This is a genomic window from Streptomyces sp. NPDC037083, from assembly GCF_055606485.1.
On sequence record NZ_JBVJSQ010000005.1, the window covers coordinates 427,399 to 443,923 of the forward strand.

20 protein-coding genes and 1 pseudogene are annotated in these 16,525 nt (G+C 73.2%); 14 read left to right on the forward strand and 7 right to left on the reverse strand.

The genetic code is table 11. The annotated features are described in order from the left end of the window. Positions 1-14 precede the first annotated feature (14 nt). On the reverse strand, positions 15-194 hold the full coding sequence (locus tag ACZ7DE_RS16690) for a hypothetical protein (protein ID WP_470761743.1): 180 nt from the start codon (positions 192-194) through the stop codon (positions 15-17). Positions 195-472: 278 nt separating this feature from the next. On the opposite strand from ACZ7DE_RS16690, the gene ACZ7DE_RS16695 reads away from it, so the two are divergent. Next, positions 473-2,524 (forward strand): HelD family protein, encoded by a 2,052-nt coding sequence (locus tag ACZ7DE_RS16695; protein WP_470761745.1) that lies wholly within the window; start codon positions 473-475, stop codon positions 2,522-2,524. On the opposite strand, the gene ACZ7DE_RS16700 is transcribed toward ACZ7DE_RS16695, so the two are convergent. Next, positions 2,525-3,235: a copper homeostasis protein CutC gene (locus tag ACZ7DE_RS16700; protein ID WP_470761747.1), complete on the reverse strand. Its 711-nt coding sequence runs from the start codon at positions 3,233-3,235 to the stop codon at positions 2,525-2,527. A gap of 88 nt (positions 3,236-3,323) precedes the next feature. Between ACZ7DE_RS16700 and ACZ7DE_RS16705 the strand changes: the two genes are divergently transcribed. From ACZ7DE_RS16705 to ACZ7DE_RS16715, 3 genes and pseudogenes are all read left to right on the forward strand, one after another. Beyond that, positions 3,324-3,968 (forward strand): HD domain-containing protein, encoded by a 645-nt coding sequence (locus tag ACZ7DE_RS16705; protein WP_470761748.1) that lies wholly within the window; start codon positions 3,324-3,326, stop codon positions 3,966-3,968. 29 nt (positions 3,969-3,997) lie between these two features. Then, positions 3,998-4,492, forward strand: a pseudogene (locus ACZ7DE_RS16710) (GNAT family N-acetyltransferase); the annotation flags it as partial. 112 nt (positions 4,493-4,604) lie between these two features. Next, positions 4,605-5,399 (forward strand): hypothetical protein, encoded by a 795-nt coding sequence (locus ACZ7DE_RS16715; RefSeq protein WP_470761750.1) that lies wholly within the window; start codon positions 4,605-4,607, stop codon positions 5,397-5,399. Here ACZ7DE_RS16715 and ACZ7DE_RS16720 read toward each other — a convergent pair. Both ACZ7DE_RS16720 and ACZ7DE_RS16725 read right to left on the reverse strand, forming a co-directional pair. After that, the gene (locus tag ACZ7DE_RS16720) at positions 5,389-5,661 is read right to left on the reverse strand and encodes a DUF4031 domain-containing protein (protein WP_470761752.1); all 273 of its coding nucleotides are present in this window, start codon (positions 5,659-5,661) and stop codon (positions 5,389-5,391) included. The genes ACZ7DE_RS16715 and ACZ7DE_RS16720 overlap by 11 nt on opposite strands. A 7-nt stretch (positions 5,662-5,668) precedes the next feature. After that, positions 5,669-6,049, reverse strand: coding sequence for a hypothetical protein (locus tag ACZ7DE_RS16725; RefSeq protein ID WP_470761753.1), 381 nt, complete (start codon positions 6,047-6,049; stop codon positions 5,669-5,671). A 55-nt stretch (positions 6,050-6,104) separates the two neighbouring features. On the opposite strand from ACZ7DE_RS16725, the gene ACZ7DE_RS16730 reads away from it, so the two are divergent. From ACZ7DE_RS16730 to ACZ7DE_RS16750, 5 genes are all read left to right on the forward strand, one after another. Beyond that, positions 6,105-6,998 carry a MurR/RpiR family transcriptional regulator gene (locus ACZ7DE_RS16730; RefSeq protein ID WP_470761754.1) on the forward strand — a complete coding sequence of 298 codons (894 nt, stop codon included), beginning with the start codon at positions 6,105-6,107 and terminating at the stop codon, positions 6,996-6,998. 89 nt (positions 6,999-7,087) lie between these two features. Beyond that, positions 7,088-8,023, forward strand: a complete 936-nt coding sequence (murQ, locus tag ACZ7DE_RS16735) for an N-acetylmuramic acid 6-phosphate etherase (protein ID WP_470761756.1) — start codon at positions 7,088-7,090, stop codon at positions 8,021-8,023. Positions 8,024-8,039: 16 nt separating this feature from the next. Beyond that, positions 8,040-9,443, forward strand: coding sequence for a PTS transporter subunit EIIC (locus ACZ7DE_RS16740; RefSeq protein WP_470761757.1), 1,404 nt, complete (start codon positions 8,040-8,042; stop codon positions 9,441-9,443). Between the two features lie 15 nt (positions 9,444-9,458). Beyond that, entirely contained in the window at positions 9,459-9,791 is a 333-nt protein-coding gene (locus ACZ7DE_RS16745; protein WP_470761759.1) for a hypothetical protein, read from the forward strand. 66 nt (positions 9,792-9,857) lie between these two features. Next, positions 9,858-10,427 carry a hypothetical protein gene (locus ACZ7DE_RS16750; RefSeq protein ID WP_470761760.1) on the forward strand — a complete coding sequence of 190 codons (570 nt, stop codon included), beginning with the start codon at positions 9,858-9,860 and terminating at the stop codon, positions 10,425-10,427. Positions 10,428-10,990: 563 nt separating this feature from the next. Here ACZ7DE_RS16750 and ACZ7DE_RS16755 read toward each other — a convergent pair. Beyond that, entirely contained in the window at positions 10,991-12,166 is a 1,176-nt protein-coding gene (locus ACZ7DE_RS16755) for an NADH:flavin oxidoreductase (protein ID WP_470761761.1), read from the reverse strand. 275 nt (positions 12,167-12,441) lie between these two features. On the opposite strand from ACZ7DE_RS16755, the gene ACZ7DE_RS16760 reads away from it, so the two are divergent. Then, positions 12,442-13,350, forward strand: a complete 909-nt coding sequence (locus ACZ7DE_RS16760; protein WP_470761762.1) for a glycerophosphodiester phosphodiesterase — start codon at positions 12,442-12,444, stop codon at positions 13,348-13,350. A 16-nt stretch (positions 13,351-13,366) separates the two neighbouring features. Here the strand turns inward: ACZ7DE_RS16760 and ACZ7DE_RS16765 are convergent, their stop codons facing one another. Both ACZ7DE_RS16765 and ACZ7DE_RS16770 read right to left on the reverse strand, forming a co-directional pair. Next, complete coding sequence (locus ACZ7DE_RS16765; RefSeq protein ID WP_470761763.1) at positions 13,367-13,591, reverse strand: hypothetical protein; 225 nt, start codon at positions 13,589-13,591, stop codon at positions 13,367-13,369. Then, entirely contained in the window at positions 13,588-13,815 is a 228-nt protein-coding gene (locus ACZ7DE_RS16770; RefSeq protein WP_470761764.1) for a hypothetical protein, read from the reverse strand. The genes ACZ7DE_RS16765 and ACZ7DE_RS16770 overlap by 4 nt, the downstream gene beginning before the upstream one ends. Positions 13,816-13,927: 112 nt before the next feature. Here ACZ7DE_RS16770 and ACZ7DE_RS16775 point away from each other — a divergent pair, with 112 nt between their 5' ends. The 4 genes from ACZ7DE_RS16775 to ACZ7DE_RS16790 all read left to right on the forward strand — a co-directional run bounded on the left by ACZ7DE_RS16775 (position 13,928) and on the right by ACZ7DE_RS16790 (position 16,403). Then, on the forward strand, positions 13,928-14,770 hold the full coding sequence (locus ACZ7DE_RS16775) for a helix-turn-helix domain-containing protein (protein WP_470761765.1): 843 nt from the start codon (positions 13,928-13,930) through the stop codon (positions 14,768-14,770). Beyond that, entirely contained in the window at positions 14,751-14,942 is a 192-nt protein-coding gene (locus tag ACZ7DE_RS16780) for a DUF397 domain-containing protein (RefSeq protein WP_470761766.1), read from the forward strand. Before ACZ7DE_RS16775 ends, ACZ7DE_RS16780 begins: the two co-directional genes overlap by 20 nt. 278 nt (positions 14,943-15,220) lie before the next feature. After that, on the forward strand, positions 15,221-16,072 hold the full coding sequence (locus ACZ7DE_RS16785; protein WP_470761767.1) for a hypothetical protein: 852 nt from the start codon (positions 15,221-15,223) through the stop codon (positions 16,070-16,072). 22 nt (positions 16,073-16,094) lie between these two features. Next, complete coding sequence (locus ACZ7DE_RS16790; protein WP_470761769.1) at positions 16,095-16,403, forward strand: type II toxin-antitoxin system Phd/YefM family antitoxin; 309 nt, start codon at positions 16,095-16,097, stop codon at positions 16,401-16,403. Positions 16,404-16,525 lie beyond the last annotated feature (122 nt).

A 16,525-nucleotide genomic window follows, 5' to 3' on the forward strand; every position in this document is an offset into this window, starting at 1 on the left:
GGGGCCGCGGCGGCTCATCTGCGGTGGACGCCGGCTTCCTCGCCGTACTCGCCGAGGATGATCACGTCGAAGGCGGCGACGGCGAAGACCTTGATCGCGCGCAGGGCGTCGCCGAGGCGGTGGTGGTGCCCGTCGGACAGGGGGGTCGCTCCGGACGGGCGACCGGGGGCTGGGGTGAGGGTCGCTGCACTCATGTCTCCATGATGGGATCCGCGGCGTAAGGAGGGCATCGGTCCCAGGTCCCCGATCCGTGTACTACCTGAGTATTCCCGGGGGGTGGAGTCTCCCCTGCGGGAAGGAGGGCAACCCCGTAGGGGGCCGCGGCCGCGGGCGGGAAATCCGTTGGCGTCCGTCCGCGGCGTTCACCTACAATCTCCGCTCTTGCCCGCCTCCCTCGCCGGAGCGCCGCCGTCCGGACGGAAACCGGACGGTCTCACCGCAGCACCCCCTGAGCCGGCCCGGAGGCACCCCCTTGTCCACGCCGTCCACGCCCGTCGACGACGACCCGCTCGCCCGCGAGCGCTCCCACCTCTCCTCCTCGCGCGCCGCCCTGCGCGCCATGCGCGAGGACGTCGAGGCCCTCGACATCAGCGACGTGACCGCGAACTGGGTCAACGCGCAGATCCTGGAGCGCCAGATCGGGGAGCGCATCAAGGCGCTCGCCGACCTCAGCGACACCCCGCTGTTCTTCGGCCGGCTCGACTACCTGCACGCCCCCGGCGCGGACCGGGCGGAGGGGGCCGAGGGCGAGCGCTTCTACATCGGACGGCGGCACGTCCACGACTCCGACGGCGACCCGATGGTCATCGACTGGCGTGCGCCGGTCTCGCAGCCGTTCTACCGGGCCTCGAAGAAGGATCCGATGGACGTGGCACTGCGCCGTCGCTTCGGCTACACGCGCGGGGACATCACGGCGTACGAGGACGAGCACCTCTCCGACCCCACCGAGGCCGCCGCCACCAGCAAGCTGCTCCAGCAGGAGATCGAGCGGCCGCGTGTCGGCCCGATGCGCGACATCGTCGCCACCATCCAGCCCGAGCAGGACGAGATCGTGCGCAGCGGGCTGGGCGGGACGGTCTGCGTCCAGGGAGGGCCGGGCACCGGGAAGACGGCCGTCGGTCTGCACCGGGTGGCGTATCTGCTCTACGCCCACCGTGAGCGGCTCGCCCGCACGGGCACGCTGGTCATCGGGCCGAACAAGTCCTTCCTGCACTACATCGAGCAGGTGCTGCCCGCGCTCGGAGAGCTGACGGTCCGCCAGGGCACGGTCGACGACCTGGTGGCCCATGTGGAGGTGCGGGGCGCGGACGACGCGGCGGCGGCGACCGTCAAGGGCGACGCGAGGATGGCGCAGGTGCTGCGCCGGGCGCTGTACGCGCACGTCGGCATGCCGGCCGAGCCCGTCGTCGTCGTGCGCGGATCCCGGCGCTGGCGGGTGGCCGCGTACGAACTGCAGGAGATGGTCGGCGAGTTGCTCGAGCGGGACATCCGCTACGGCGCGGCCCGCGATGCGCTGCCGCAGCGCATCGCGCACGCCGTGCTGGTGCAGATGGAGCGCTCGGGCGAGGCCCCGGACGACCGGGTGCAGGACGCCGTCGCCCGCAACAGCGCGGTCAAGGCGGCCGTGAAGCAGGTCTGGCCGGTCGTCGAACCCGCGAAGCTGGTGCTGCGGCTGCTCACCGACGCGGAGTTCCTCGCCACGCACGCGCGGGGCGTGCTGAGCGAGGACGAGCAGAAGGCGATCCTGTGGGCGAAGCCGGTGCGGTCGGTGAGGTCGGCCAGGTGGTCGGCGGCGGACGCGGTGCTGATCGACGAGGCGACCGACCTCGTCGAGCGCACGCACTCCCTCGGCCATGTGGTCCTGGACGAGGCGCAGGATCTGTCCCCGATGCAGTACCGGGCGGTCGGCCGCCGCTGCACGACGGGGTCGGCGACCGTGCTGGGCGACCTCGCGCAGGGCACCACTCCCTGGGCGACGCGGAGTTGGCAGGAGGCCCTCGCCCACCTGGGCAAGGCGGACGCGGTGGTCGAGGAGCTGACGGCCGGTTTCCGCGTCCCGACGGACGTCATCGCCTACGCCTCCCGCCTCCTGCCGCACATCGCCCCGGGGCTCGCTCCCGTCGCGTCGGTCCGTGAGAACCCCGGCTTCTTCGACCTGCGGCCGGTCTCCGGGGACGCCGAGATCGTCGCGGCGTGCGAGGAGTCTCTGCGCCATGAGGGCTCGACGGGTCTGATCGCGGCCGACGCCCGGATCCCGGCCCTGGCCGAGGCCCTGGCGGCGGCCGGCGTCCCCCATCTGTCCCCCGGCGAGGAGACGACGGCCGAGAGCCGCCTCACCCTCGTCCCGGCCTCCCTCGCCAAGGGTCTGGAGTACGACTACGTGGTCCTGGACGAGCCCCGGGCGGTGGTCGACGGCGAGCCCGACGAGCGAACGGGTCTGCGCCGGCTGTACGTGGCCCTGACCCGGGCGGTGTCGGGGCTGATCGTGACGCACACGGCCCCCCTGCCGCCCCAGCTCGGCTGACTACTCCGCCCGTTCGTCGTCCACCGCGCGCCGCCACGCGCGTACCGCCTGCTCCGAGACCGGCCCGGTCCAGCCCAGGGGGCGGGCCGCGCCCCCGATGTGGAAGGCGTCGAGGCCGGCGGACCGCAGGAGGGGCACGTGGTCGAGGCGCAGGCCGCCGCCGACGAGGAGCTGCTGCTCGTAGCCGGGCTCGGCGCGGCGCGCCGCCTCGGCGAGGAGGGTGGGGAGCCCGGCGTCGACGCCGGCCGCGGAACCGGCCGTGAGGTAGGTGTCCAGCCCGGGCAGGCCGTCCAGCTGCTTGCGCACGGCGTCGCGGTCGGCGGCGTGGTCGAGGGCGCGGTGGAAGGTCCAGCGGCAGCCGTCCAGCTCGGCGACGACGCGCTCCACGGCGGCCAGGTCCACCGCGCCCTGCGCGTCGAGGAAGCCGAGCACGAACTCCTCGGCGCCGGCCTCCCGCAGCGTGTGGGCGGTGCGCACGAGGCGGTCGACGTCTTCGGCGGCGCCGGCCGCGAAGCCGTCGGCGAGCCTGATCATCACGCGCAGGGAGAGGTCGACGGCGGCTCGGATCCCGGTGAGGGCGGCGACCGTCGGGGTGAGCCCGTCGGCGGCCATGTCGGTGACCAGTTCGAGGCGGTCCGCGCCTCCGGCCTGGGCGGCGACCGCGTCCTCGGGGCCGAGGGCGATCACCTCCAGAACTGCACGCTTGCTCATGGGACCCCATTCGTCGGCGTTCATCGACGCTCTTCGGCTACAGGTCTAGTCCAATTTAAGTTTACGCCGGTCGGCGCGACAATGAGGCATGGCCGATCTCGACGCCCTGCGCACCCGTTTCAGCCACGCCCTGACGGGGGCCCGGGCCCCCGCGGGCGGACCCGACCCCGCGCCCTACGCCGACGCGCTGCTCGCCCGCTGGCAGGAGCCGCAGCGCCGCTACCACACGCTCACCCACCTCACCGAGGTCCTCGACCGCGTCGACGTGCTCGCGGCGCACGCCGCCGACCCGGACGTCGTCCGGCTGGCCGCCTGGTTCCACGACGCCGTCTACCTGCCCGACCGCTCCGAGAACGAGGAGCGCTCCGCCCGGCTCGCCGAACGCGCCCTGCCCGAGGCCGGGGTGGGGCCGGAGCGGACCGCCGAGGTCGCCCGGCTGGTCCGGCTCACCGTCACCCACGACCCGGCCGACGACGACCCCGACGGGCAGGTCCTGTGCGACGCCGACCTCGCGATCCTGGCCGCGCCGCCGTCCGCGTACGCCGCCTACACCACCGCCGTCCGCGAGGAGTACCACTTCGTCCCGAACGACGCCTTCCGCGTCGGCCGGGCGGACGTCCTGCGTCAACTCCTTGCCCTGCCAAGGCTGTTCAGGACGCCGTACGGCAGCGAGCGGTGGGAGGAGACCGCCCGCTACAACCTGCGGGGCGAGCTGGAGCTGCTGACCTCATGACAGCCGCCCCGCCCATCCCCGCCCCGCGCATCCCCGCCGGACGTCTCACCCTCGAAGGCGTCTCCCCCAGCGCCGCCGCCGGCCTGCGGGCGGGCGGCGGCGGGGGCTTCGAATGGCTCGGGGGCGGCCCCTTCGAGGGGACCCGGGAAGCCGCCGGAATGCTGGTCAAGGCGTACGTGTCCGGGGTGCACCGACCGGAGTTCGGCCTCTACGTCCTCGTGCGGCGGGCGGACGGCCGGGCCGTCGGCAGCATGGGCTTCCACGCCGCTCCCGACGAGGACGGCCGCACGGAGATCGGCTACGACCTCGTGGAGGCCGCCCGCGGTCTCGGCTACGCGACCGAGGCGCTGCGCGCGCTGGCCGACTGGGCGTTCGCACGCGACGACGTGCGACGCCTGTTCGCGGTCGTCGAACACGCCAACGCCCCCTCCCGGGCCGTGCTCGAACGGGCCGGCTTCGTCAGGGTCGGCGAAGGCGAGGGCGAATACGCGTATGAGCTGCGCGGCCGACCTCACCTGACGTAGCCGGGGCCGATCTTCGTTCCTTCGCCTCCCGCGGCCGGTCCCCCGCTTCGGATAATTCGGGCACGGCCGTGCCTCACGCGGTCGCGTGCGCCGGGGGAAACGGGGGAGCGTCATGAGCAGGAACGGCCCGTCCACGCCACCGGTGCCGCCCGATCCGCCGCGGCCCGACCCCGACACCCACCGGCTGGCCCGGCAGAGCGTGCGATGGGCCGTCATCGGGGTCGTCGTCAGCTCGTTGCTCGCGCTGGCGGGGCTGTACCAGTCCTCCCACGGTGGCGGGGGCGGCACGGAAGGCGGCGGTTCGCCTTCCGGTTCCCCCTGGAGCCCCGGCCCCGAGCCCGACCCCAGCCCCGAGCCCGTGACCGCCTCGCCGATGAGCTCCGGTCCCGCTCCCACCGACGCCCCCGGCTCCGGCGGGACGCCCGACGACGGCGCTTCCGGCGACGAGGGCGGCTCCGACGGACTGACCGGCGCCGAGCACGAGCTGCGCGACTCGCTCAACACCGCCCAGTGGTCGCGCGAGAGCTGCTCGCACACCGAATGGCAGGGCGCGGACGCCGCCCTGTACTGCACCGTGACGACCGCGGACGCGTACGGCGTGCCGGGCGCCGGCAAGGCGAGCGTCGTCATGTACGAGACCAAGTACGACCGAGACGTCGTCTTCCAGTCCTACGCCGGCCGTCTCCGGCCGGGCAACTGCGAGACCGAGACCGGCGTGTACGGCACCTGGCGCGAGAACAACACCGGGGACTCCGCGGGGGACGTCGTCTGCTTCCTGTCGGAGGCCGGGCAGTACGTCTTCCTGTGCAGCTACTACGACCGCCCGGCGCTGGTCCAGATCAGCGGCACCGACCGGGCCGGTCTCGTCGCCTGGTGGCACACGATGGAGCCGGTCTTCACCGACTGACGTCGCCGCCCTTGCGTCTGCGCAGGCCGGCCGCCGTCAGCAGCCGGACCACCTCACGGCTGCCGACCTCCACCGCGCCGGCCGCCACCAGCTCGGCGTAGCGATGCGACGGGACGTCGTAGTGATCGCGTTCGAAGGCGCGCCGCGGGACGCCCGACCGCTCGGCGAAGGCGTGCAGTTCGGCGTACGAGACGTCGCTGACGAGGTGGGACCACATCCGGCCGTGCCCCGGCCAGTTCGGCGGGTCGATGTAGACGGTCATGCGCGCCTCACGACGACGTGCCGCCCAGGGCCGCCCCCAGCGAGCCCACCGAGGCGACCTTCACACCGGCCTTGTGGCACACCCAGTGCGGGTCGGGGCCGAGTTCGGGCTCGACGTCGAGGGCGTGCGGATCGCCGGAACCGCAGACCGGGCACAGCGGCCAGCGCCCGTACCGCTCCAGCAGCGCGTCCTGCACGTCCTGAGCCACCAGGCCCGCCACGTACGCGGCGCCCTCCGGCCACTGCTCGACCCACCAGCGGCGCTGCACGACGGACTCCTCGACCATCGACACCACGTCCGCCGCGGCGACCTCGCCCGAGGCCAGGTCGGCCAGCACGAGGGCGCGCGCCGCGTGCAGTGTTCGTTCCAGGGGGCTGATGGGGTCCATGCCTCCTATTGTGCGCACTCTTGACCCGTCCCCGACCGGAAAATACGTTCCCCCCGTGCCCAAGGACGTGAAGGAAACCTTCAGCCCTGCTCCCGCCGCCCTCGCCGCCAAGGTCCGCACGCTCGCCCCCTCCATGACCCGCTCCACGCAGCGCGTCGCCGAGGCCGTCGCCCACGACCCGGCCGGCTGCGCCGCGCTCACCGTCACCGGCCTCGCCGAACTCACCGGCACCAGCGAGGCGACCGTCGTACGCACCGCCCGTCTCCTCGGCTATCCGGGCTACCGCGGCCTGCGCCTCGCCCTCGCCGGGCTGGCCGCCCACCGGCAGTCCGGGCGGGCGCCCGCCCTCACCACCGACATCGCGGTCGACGACTCGCTGGCGGACGTCGTCGCCAAACTCGCCCACGACGAGCGGCAGACCCTCGCCGACACCGCCGCCGCCCTCGACACCGTCCAGCTCGGCGCGGCGGTCGCCGCGACGGCGGCCGCGCGGCGCGTCGACGTGTACGGCGTCGGGGCGTCCGGGCTGGTCGCCCAGGACCTCGCCCAGAAGCTGCTGCGGATAGGGATCGTCGCCCACGCCCACAGCGACACCCACCTCGCGGTGACCACCGCGGTGCAGCTCGCCGCCGGCGACGTCGCCGTGGCCGTCACGCACTCCGGGGCCACCGGGGACGTCATCGAACCCCTGCGGACGGCGTTCGGGCGGGGAGCCACGACCGTGGCGATCACCGGGCGGCCGCGCAGCGCGGTGACCCGGTACGCGGACCACGTGCTGACCACGTCGACCGCGCGGGAGAGCGAGCTGCGGCCCGCCGCGATGTCCTCACGCACGAGCCAGCTCCTGGTGGTCGACTGCCTGTTCGTGGGGGTGGTCCAGCGGACGTACACGACCGCCGCGCCGGCGCTGGCCGCGTCGTACGAGGCGTTGGCCCACCGGCACCGGTAGACCGTAGGGGTGCCCGTTCGCCGGGGGCACGGATCCGTGACCCCGGACGTCAGCCGCCCCGCCCCGCACCGGAAGAGAGCGTTCTGCCGATGACCTCCAGCCCAGACCCCCAGGAACTGCGCGCCGCGCTCGAGACGCTGACCACCGAGGCGTTCCGTCCCGACCTCGCCGAGATCGACCGGTTGCCCACCGTCGACATCGCCCGGCTCATGAACGGCGAGGACGCCACCGTGCCCGCCGCCGTGGCCGCACAGCTGCCCCGGATCGCCGCCGTCGTCGACGCCGTGGCCGAACGGATGGCGCGCGGCGGGCGGCTCGTCTACGCCGGCGCCGGCACCGCCGGGCGGCTCGGCGTGCTCGACGCCTCCGAGTGCCCGCCGACCTTCGGCACCGCGCCCGGCCAGGTCGTCGGGGTGATCGCGGGCGGGCCGCGGGCCGTGGCGACGTCCGTGGAGGGCGCCGAGGACTCCCGGGAACTCGCCGAGGCGGACCTCGCCGCCCTCTCCCTCACACCCGACGACACCGTGGTCGGCGTCTCCGCCTCGGGCCGCACCCCGTACGCCGTGGCCGCCGTGGAGTACGCGCGCTCCCGGGGCGCGCTCACCGTGGCTCTGGCCTGCAACCCGGGCAGTGCGCTGGCCGCGGCGGCCGAGCACGCCATCGAGGTGGTCGTGGGGCCCGAACTGCTCACCGGCTCCACCCGGCTCAAGGCGGGCACGGCGCAGAAGCTGGTGCTGAACATGATCTCGACGGTGACGATGATCCGGCTGGGCAAGACCTTCGGGAACCTGATGGTCGACGTCCGCGCCTCGAACGAGAAGCTGCGCGCCCGCTCCCGGCGGATCGTCGCCCTGGCGACGGGTGCGGCGGACGACGCGGTCGACGCGGCCCTCGCGGCCACCGGCGGCGAGGTGAAGAACGCCGTCCTGGTGGTGCTGGCCGGCGTGGACGGGCCGACGGCCGCCCGCCTTCTGGAGGAGTCCGGGGGACATCTGCGTGCCGCGCTCGCCGCGGCGGGCGACTGAGCCGCACGCTCGACGGGTGCGCATCGACTCCTCCTCCACAGCCGCCGCGATCCTGCCGCTGGTCGGCGGCCCCGCGAACGTCACCTCCGTCGCCCACTGCATGACCCGGCTGCGACTGGGCCTCGCCGATCCGTCCCGCGCGGACGAGGAGGCGCTGCGGGACGTGCCCGGGGTGCTCGGGCTCGTCGTGGCCGGCGACTCCTACCAGGTGGTCCTCGGGCCGGGTGCGGTGGCGCGGGTGACGGCCGAGTTCGAGAAACTGGTCGCCGGGCCGTCCACCGCCGAGGCGCTGGGCGCGCGGGGGGCCGAACTGCGGGAGGAGCGGCGCCGGAGCAACGCGACCCCGTTCAAGTCCGGTCTGCGCCGGCTGGCCGCCGTGTTCGTCCCGCTCATCCCCGCCCTCATCGGCTGCGGGATCCTCGCGGGCGTCAACGGACTGCTGCTCAACGCGGGCTGGCTGCCGGGCCTCACCCCCGCCCTCACCGCCGTCGCCTCCGGCTTCATGGCCCTGATCGCCGTCTTCGTCGGCTACCACACGGCGAAGGAGTTCGGCGGCACTCCGGTCCTGGGCGGCGCGGTCGCGGCGATCGTCGTCCACCCGGGGGTCGCGAAGGTGACGGCGTTCGGGGTGACGCTCTCCCCCGGTCAGGGCGGGGTCCTCGGCGCGCTGGCGGCCGCGCTGCTGGCGACCCGCGTCGAGAAGTGGTGCCGCGGCCGGGTGCCGGAAGCGCTGGACGTGCTCCTCACCCCCGCCCTGACGGTCCTCGTGGCGGGCCTCGGCACGCTGTACGGCCTGATGTATGCGGCCGGCGCGGTGTCCTCGGCGATCGGCGCGGCGGCGAACTGGCTGCTGGCGACGACGGGCGCGTTCGCCGGTCTCGTGCTGGGCGGCCTGTTCCTGCCGCTGGTGATGCTCGGCCTGCACCAGGCCCTCATCCCCGTCCACGCCACCCTCATCGAGCAGCAGGGCTACACGGTGCTGCTGCCGGTCCTGGCGATGGCGGGCGCGGGCCAGGTCGGCGCGGCGATGGCGGTGTACGTCCGGCTGCGCCATGACCGGTCCCTCCGCACGACGATCAGGTCGGCGCTGCCCGCCGGACTGCTGGGCGTCGGCGAGCCGCTGATCTACGGGGTGTCGCTGCCGTTGGGCCGTCCCTTCCTCACCGCGTGCGCGGGCGGCGCGGCCGGCGGGGCGTTCGTCGGGTTCTTCGCGATGCTCGGCGACCGGGTGGGGGCGACGGCGATCGGCCCGTCGGGCTGGGCGCTGTTCCCGCTGCTGGACGGGAACCGGGGGCTGGGCGCGACGGCGGCGATCTACGCGGGCGGGCTGCTGACGGGGTACGCGGTCGGATTCGCCGCGACCTACGCCTTCGGCGGGCTGACGGCGGCGGCCGCGGCCCGGGACGCGCACGGTTCCTGAGAGGAGGATGGACCCATGCTCGTCGTCGAGATCCACGTGCCGCTGTCCCCCGCGCCGGACCTGCCGGACGGCGCGTACCCCTACCCCTGGATCGAGGACGTCGAGGACTTCCTGGCCGAGCTGGAGGAGTCGGGCGAGGCGGAGGTCTTCGACGAGGGCGTGGAGTTCGGGGACTCCTACGTCTTCTTCGTGACAGGCGCGCAGGAGCCGGCCCTGCTGGCGGCGGCGGCCCGGGCGGCCGGTCTGCCCGGGGTGCCGGACGGGGCCTTCGCCGTCGTGAGCGACGACCCGGAGGGCGGGGCCGGGCCCGGACGGCGGGTGGAACGGCTGCCGCCGACCGCCTCCTGACCCCCGCCCGGGGCCCGCGCACCGGCCGACAGCGGCCGTCTGCCGCCCCGCCCTACCCTTGGTGCCATGAACCACGCCCAGCTCACCGCTCTCGGTCGCGCCCTCCGACTGCTCGGGGAGCACGGCGAGGCCCTGACCGCCGACACCCCCGACACCCGGCTGCACGAGGTGAAGGCCGATCTGCGGCGCGCCCTGGACCTGCTGGACGACAGCGTCGTCGGAGCCGCGCCCACCACCCGCTGCGCCGAGCATCCGGGCGGCCCGGTCGACGAGGCGGCGCACGACCTGTGCCTGCTGTGCGAGACGCGCCGCCGGGCGGCCCGGCGCGCCGAGTTCAACGGCCCCGCCCCGCAGGCGCCGCACACCTCCCCCGCCCCCTCCCGCTACGGCACCCGCGCCGACCGCCCCCAGCCCCAGCAGCGCTGGCTGGCGGAGCTGTGGACGGGCCAGGAGTGGCAGCTGTGCGGCACGCCCAGGCGGGACCGGCGCGAGGCCGAGCTGTACATCGCCGCCCTGCGCCGCGGCTCCCGCCCCGCGATGGCCTACCGGCTGGTGCACGAGTTCACCGACTACGAGGTGCTGCGGATCTGGGGCACGCCGGTGAAGGTCGACATCGAGCCCCTCGGCAATCTCTAGGCCTCGACCGGACGGCCTCGTCCGCCCCCGCCGCGCCCGTGGGCCCGGGCTCGGACCCGCGGCCCGGGATGAACAGGGCGAGGAGGAAGGCGGCCAGCGCCGCGCCCGCGCCGATGGCCATGACGACCGATCCCGGCCAGGGCCAGCACCGCCACCACGGCGTTCGGCCTCGGCGGGGCGGACGTCCCGGCCGCGGGGGGCGGGGCGAGGGCATCGGACATGACGGGGCCTCCGTCGAATGCACGCGGAAGAATGAACTGCTTGACTCAAGCAAGCTAATGCAGATTGATTGAGTTAAGCAAGCTAAATCGGGGCCTCCCACCGGCTCTACGCCCGGTACTCCACCCGACCCTGCGGCCGGTCCTCCATCCGGTCCCGCGGCGGGTTTTGCGGCCGGTCCTCCATCCGGTCCCGCGGCCGGCATTGCGGCCGACCCCGCGCCCGGCCGGCGCCCCGCCTCGGTGGCGGATCAGCCGTGCCGGGCTGGACCGTCGACGCGTGGGTTGCGGGTGTCCGGGAGATGAATGACCCTCATCTCCCGGACCACACGCGGGAGTTGGCGCTCAGCTGAGGCTCTTCAGCGCAGCGGCGTCGTAGGGCTTCAGCTCGTCGAGACGCCCGCCGAGGATCTTGGCGGCCCACTCCGGGTCCTGGAGCAGCGCCCGGCCGACGGCCACCATGTCGAACTCGTCGCGCTCGAGGCGGTCGAGGAGGTCGTCGATGCCCTTGACCGGGGAGCCCTCGCCCATGAAGCCCTTGATGAAGTCACCGTCGAGACCGACCGAGCCGACCGTGATGGCGGGCTTGCCGGTGAGCTTCTTCGTCCAGCCCGCGAGGTTGAGGTCGGAGCCGTCGAACTCCGGGAGCCAGTAGCGGCGGGTGGAGGCGTGGAAGGCGTCGACGCCGGCCGCGGCGAGCGGGGCGAGGATGGCCTCCAGCTCCTCCGGGGTCTCGGCGAGACGGGCGTCGTAGGCCTCCTGCTTCCACTGCGAGTAGCGGAAGATGACCGGGAACTCGGGCGAGACGGTCTCCCGGACGGCGGCGACGATCTCCGCCGCGAACTTGGCACGGGCCACCGGGTCGCCGCCGTAGGCGTCGGTGCGTCGGTTGGTGCCGGCCCACAGGAACTGGTCGATCAGATAGCCGTGGGCGCCGTGGAGTTCGACGCCGTCGAAGCCGATGCGCTCGGCAGCGGCCGCGGCCTCGGCGAACGCGCCGATGACGTCGTCCAGGTCACCCTGGGTCATGGCCTTGCCGGTGCCCTCGGTGCCGTCGACGCGCAGCCCCGAGGGGCCCACGGCGGGAGCGTCGGCGTAGGGCGGCTCACCCTGCTTGCGCACCATCCCGATGTGCCACAGCTGCGGCACGATCGTCCCGCCGCCCGCGTGCACGGCCTCGGCGACCTTCGCCCAGCCCGCGAGCTGCTCCTCGCCGTGGAACCGGGGAACCCGGTCGCTCTGCCCGGCGGACTCGTGCCCGACGTACGTGCCCTCGGTGACGATCAGGCCGACACCGGCGGCGGCGCGCCGCGCGTAGTACGACACCACGTCCTCGCCCGGGACGCCGCCCGGCGAGAACATGCGCGTCATGGGCGCCATGGCGATGCGGTTCGGGACGGTCAGTCCGTTGATGGAGACCGGCCGGGACAGGATCTCGGCGGCGCGAGAGGGGACGGGGGCGGGGGTGGCAGTCACGACTTGGGGGCTCCTCGCGAGGTGGACCGAGTGGTATGTGCACATGCATCAAGCACTTCGTACGACAACCTCCTGGGCGTCGTCACCATTCCGACCACCCCGGGCAACTCCCTGTGATCCAGCCCACTCCGGAGCCGCCGGCCGCGACTCCGCCCCCCGCGGCACTCCGCCCGTTCCCTGACATTTCATGAAGATTTCGCCGCCCGTTCCGAGCAGTTCCCGCGGCTCCTCACATGGAGCACCAGCGCTGGGCACACCCCCGCCGACCTGCCAAAGCTCGTGGTGACACCGGTCCGAAAGCCCTGAAAGGCACCACACCCATGCCCAACAACGCGCTCACCACGACGTCCGCCGTCCTCGCCCTGTCCCCCTGCCTCCTCTCCCTCCTCGCCCCCGTCGCGCACGCGGACACCGCCGCCCCCGTCGCGCACGCGGACACCGCCGCCCCCGTCGTCATCGGTCATCGCGGAGCCGCGGGGCTGGCCCCCGAGAACACCCTGGAGGCCGTCGACCGGGCCGACCGGGCGGGAATCGACTGGGTCGAGGTGGACGTGCAGCGCAGCAAGGACGGTGTACTGGTCGTCATGCACGACCAGAACCTGGTCCGTACGACCGACGCCCGCACCGTCTTCCCGAAGCGCGCCCCCTGGAAGGTCGGCGCCTTCACCATGGCCGAGCTGAGCAGACTCCGCGCAGGCGCTTCCCCCCAGTGGAAGGGCTCCGGGTACGAGGCCGCCCGCATCCCCACCCTCGGACAGCTACTGGACCGCCTGGAGCGCAACCACCAGGGCCTGGTCCTGGAGGTGAAGTGGCCGGCCGACCACCCCGGCATCACGAAGGACATCCTGAGGGTCCTCGACCGCAAGGGCTGGCTGGACCCCCACCACGTCAACAGCCGCCTCTACATGATCAGTTTCCTGGCCTCGGCCCTCCGGGACGTCCACACCCGGCGCCCCGACATCAGGCTCGGCATCTGCGACGAGGGCGCGTCGGGCACCCGACTGGCCTCCTACGCCGAATTCGTCGACGTCATCAACCCCGAACACCGCGCCACCACCGCGGGCTTCGTACGCCGAGCCCACGCTCTCAAGGGCCCGCACGGCAAGCCCCTGAAAGTCTGGCCGTACACGGTGAACACCCCCACCCAGGCCCGCCGCCTGCGCGACCTGCACGTGGACGGCTTCACCAGCGACGTCCCCGACAGGATGCGGAAGACACTCGGGCGATGACCACAGCCGACCCTTCCTACACCGTCTCCTGACCGACGATCGCCCGGGAGCGGGCGGCGTGGTTCAACCGGCGCACCCGCTCCCTCAGCACGTCGCCCGCCGACGCCTCCCCCACGTCCTCCGGCGGACAGTCCCACTCCCGCCCGCCGCCCACCGGCCGCAGCACCACCCGGCCCTCCAGCCGTTCCATGACCTCCCCGATCCGCCCGCTCCTCGCGTCCAGGACGTACTCCCCGTTCACGCGTCGCCCCCCGCCGCGCGCAGAGCCGCGGCCAGCCGCGAGGCCACACCCAGGTTGCAACGGCCCAGGTCCACCAGGGCGTACGGGTCACCGTGCGCGCCCGAGACCGGGTCGATCCGCAGCGACGGCAGGACGATGCCCGCCTCGCCGAGAGCGGCCCGCAACTGCTCGACGGCCTCCTGGACCGTCCGTGCGGGCCGGTCACCCGTAGTCGTCTCCGCCATGCCCATCCTCCACGCTGAGTGTTCACGTTCACCACACAGCGTGGTCGCTCCGCTTCTAACCTGGCCAGAGCCGGCGTCCCAACAACCACGTCTGTAGGACAGGGGGTTGCCCGTGTCAGGCCCGAAGGACCTCGACCCGTCGTCGTCGCCACGCGCGCTGCTGGGTGCGGAGTTACGGCACGCGCGCGAGAAGAAGGGCCTGAGTCAGGCGAACTTGGGCGAGCTGCTCTTCGTCAGCGGCTCGTTCATCGGGCAGTTGGAGGCCGGGACGCGACGGATGCTCCTGGAGTACGCCGTCAAGATCGACGAAATCCTGGGCGCGAACGGCTTCTTCGAGCGCAACTGCACTGCCTCCACGAACTCCAAGTACGCGCACCACTTCGCCCAGGCAGTGGAAGCGGAGGAGCTCGCCAAGTCGATCAGACAGTTCACGCCCACCCTGCTTCCCGGGCTTCTGCAAACGCCGGGCTACGCGGAGGCCCTGTTCCGCGCCTACTGGCCAACAGAACCGGACGTAAGGATCGACGAACTGGTGGCCATGCGAATGGCACGAACCCGCCTCCTCGACGATCCAACAACCCCGTTGTTGTGGGCGGTCCTCGACGAAGCCGCCCTGCGTCGGCCTGTCGGCGGAACGGCCGTCATGGCGGTGGCCCTCCAACACGTGGCGAACCTCGCCCAGCGACGGCGGATCATCTTGCAGGTGCTCCCGTTCAGTGCAGGCGCCATCGGATCTCAGGTAAGCGGCATCAAGCTCATGTACTTTCCCGATGCGCCTCCGCTCTCCTACGTCGAGGGCATCGACGTGGGACGGCTGATGGACGACCCGGCAACCGTCGCCCGCCATGAGCTGACATTCGACCTGATCAGAGCCAGCGCACTGTCTCCGCAGGATTCCCTGGCCCTGCTGGGATCCGTGGCAGAGGATTACGCACATGAAGCGACACAGCCATGAGTCCTGGTACAAGTCGAGCTACAGCGGCGCCGACAACGGCGACTGCCTCGAAGTAGCCCCCGGTCACCCCACCCTCATCCCCGTCCGTGACTCCAAGGCGCCCCTCGGCCCGAGGCTCGTGTTCCGGGCCGAGGCGTGGTCGGCGTTCGTGGAGAACCTCAAGGCCGGCTGATCCGCACCGGCCCCGAAGCTCAAGCGCCCAGCCCCGAGCGCCCTTTCCAGGGAACGGGTGGAGGGTCCCAACCCGCCCTCCCACCCGGAGAGTTGACGCGGAGCGACCGACTTGCCACGGAAGGTCACCACGCTCTAGCGTGCGCACAACGAAACAGCCCCCGCCGGTGCGCCAACACCTACGGGGGCCTGACCTACGCGATCGATCGAGAGCATCGACCTGTGGCTGAGACCAAGCCTAGTACTGCCCCCCTGCCCCCACACGCGTCCCCGCACCCGATGGCCAATCCGGGCTACGGAAAGCGGGCCGCGGCGGGCCAACTTCCGCGCCGGAGGAACGACTTCACCCACCTCCCGCCCCGCGAAGCGGCCATCGCCGCGTACATCGACCGCCTGCCCGACGGCGCCGACATCTCGGTGAAGTCGCTGGCCAAGCAACTCCCGTACGGCCAGTGCGCGCTGCGCACCGCCCTCAACCGCATCCAGCGGGCGGGCCACTTGAGGCGAGGGCGGGAACGGCTGAAAACCGCCTCGGGCGAATTGCGCTGGATCACCCGAACGTGGTTCACCCGCACCGCACGTGACGACGGCTGGTGGGCGAGCTTCACCCGGGGGGAGGTCCCGGAGCCGGAACGGCCGCCGGACCAGCCGCCCGGCGCGGCCCGGCACACCCGCTCGCGCGCCCACATCCTCCTCGCCGCCCTCGGCCGCACGGCCCCCGCCCTGTCCCTCTCCTCCGCCGACTGCGCGCGGCTCGCGCCGTTGGTGGAGGAGTGGTTCGCGCGGGGAGCCACGGAGGAGACGCTCCTCGCCGCGCTCACCGCGGGCCTGCCCACCCCCGTCCACAGCCCGGCGGCCCTGCTGCACCGCCGGCTGACGGACAAGCTCCCGCCGCCGCGACCGTCTCCGACCCCGCCCCGCCGCCGGCTGGAGTGCACGGAGTGCGGGGTGCCGGGGCGCCCGGAAGCCCTGCCCGGAGGCGTGTGTCGCGGCTGCCGAGACGAACACGCGCCCGTGAATCCGCATGCTTCCCTCCCCGCCGTCGCTGTTCACACTCGCGCGGCCGGAATTCGTGCGGCGATGTCCCAGCAGCGCCCGGAAAGGGAGCTGAATCCCCAATGGCCCCATTGAACACACCGGCAGGTGTTTGCCCATGGACACGTATCCGCTCGTGGAAGCCCGCAATCAGCTCGGCCGGCTCGTCGGCCGTGTCCGACACGGCCAGGAACGCATCCTGATCACTGCGTACGGCAGACCCCCTGCGGCGCTCATCCCGATAGGCGAACTGGAAGAACTTCAGCGGCTGCGGGACGAAGCGGACATCGCCGAAGCGCGGGCTCGCGAGGCGGCTCCGTCCGGCCCGTCGATGTCCCACGAGGCGTTCATGGACCAGCTGGAGGCGTCGGCAGCCGGCGCGTGCTGTACCGGCCGGACGGCGACACCGTCAGCGTCCATGTCCTGAAGGTCGGACGCAGCACCTGACGCCGCTCGGGCGGCGCCCCGGGGACACCCCGGAAAAACGCCCGAGGGCGGCACCCCCGTCGAACAGGGGTGCCGCCCTCGGACTTGAAGGACAGGCGATCA

Coding starts and splice junctions, on each gene's coding strand:
- ACZ7DE_RS16690 (WP_470761743.1), bottom strand. CDS start 194: ATGAGTGCAGCGACCCTCACCCCAGCCCCCGGTCGCCCGTCCGGAGCG.
- ACZ7DE_RS16700 (WP_470761747.1), bottom strand. CDS start 3,235: ATGAGCAAGCGTGCAGTTCTGGAGGTGATCGCCCTCGGCCCCGAGGAC.
- ACZ7DE_RS16705 (WP_470761748.1), top strand. CDS start 3,324: ATGGCCGATCTCGACGCCCTGCGCACCCGTTTCAGCCACGCCCTGACG.
- ACZ7DE_RS16715 (WP_470761750.1), top strand. CDS start 4,605: ATGAGCAGGAACGGCCCGTCCACGCCACCGGTGCCGCCCGATCCGCCG.
- ACZ7DE_RS16720 (WP_470761752.1), bottom strand. CDS start 5,661: ATGACCGTCTACATCGACCCGCCGAACTGGCCGGGGCACGGCCGGATG.
- ACZ7DE_RS16725 (WP_470761753.1), bottom strand. CDS start 6,049: ATGGACCCCATCAGCCCCCTGGAACGAACACTGCACGCGGCGCGCGCC.
- murQ (WP_470761756.1), top strand. CDS start 7,088: ATGACCTCCAGCCCAGACCCCCAGGAACTGCGCGCCGCGCTCGAGACG.
- ACZ7DE_RS16745 (WP_470761759.1), top strand. CDS start 9,459: ATGCTCGTCGTCGAGATCCACGTGCCGCTGTCCCCCGCGCCGGACCTG.
- ACZ7DE_RS16750 (WP_470761760.1), top strand. CDS start 9,858: ATGAACCACGCCCAGCTCACCGCTCTCGGTCGCGCCCTCCGACTGCTC.
- ACZ7DE_RS16755 (WP_470761761.1), bottom strand. CDS start 12,166: ATGTGCACATACCACTCGGTCCACCTCGCGAGGAGCCCCCAAGTCGTG.
- ACZ7DE_RS16760 (WP_470761762.1), top strand. CDS start 12,442: ATGCCCAACAACGCGCTCACCACGACGTCCGCCGTCCTCGCCCTGTCC.
- ACZ7DE_RS16770 (WP_470761764.1), bottom strand. CDS start 13,815: ATGGCGGAGACGACTACGGGTGACCGGCCCGCACGGACGGTCCAGGAG.
- ACZ7DE_RS16780 (WP_470761766.1), top strand. CDS start 14,751: ATGAAGCGACACAGCCATGAGTCCTGGTACAAGTCGAGCTACAGCGGC.
- ACZ7DE_RS16785 (WP_470761767.1), top strand. CDS start 15,221: ATGGCCAATCCGGGCTACGGAAAGCGGGCCGCGGCGGGCCAACTTCCG.
- ACZ7DE_RS16790 (WP_470761769.1), top strand. CDS start 16,095: ATGGACACGTATCCGCTCGTGGAAGCCCGCAATCAGCTCGGCCGGCTC.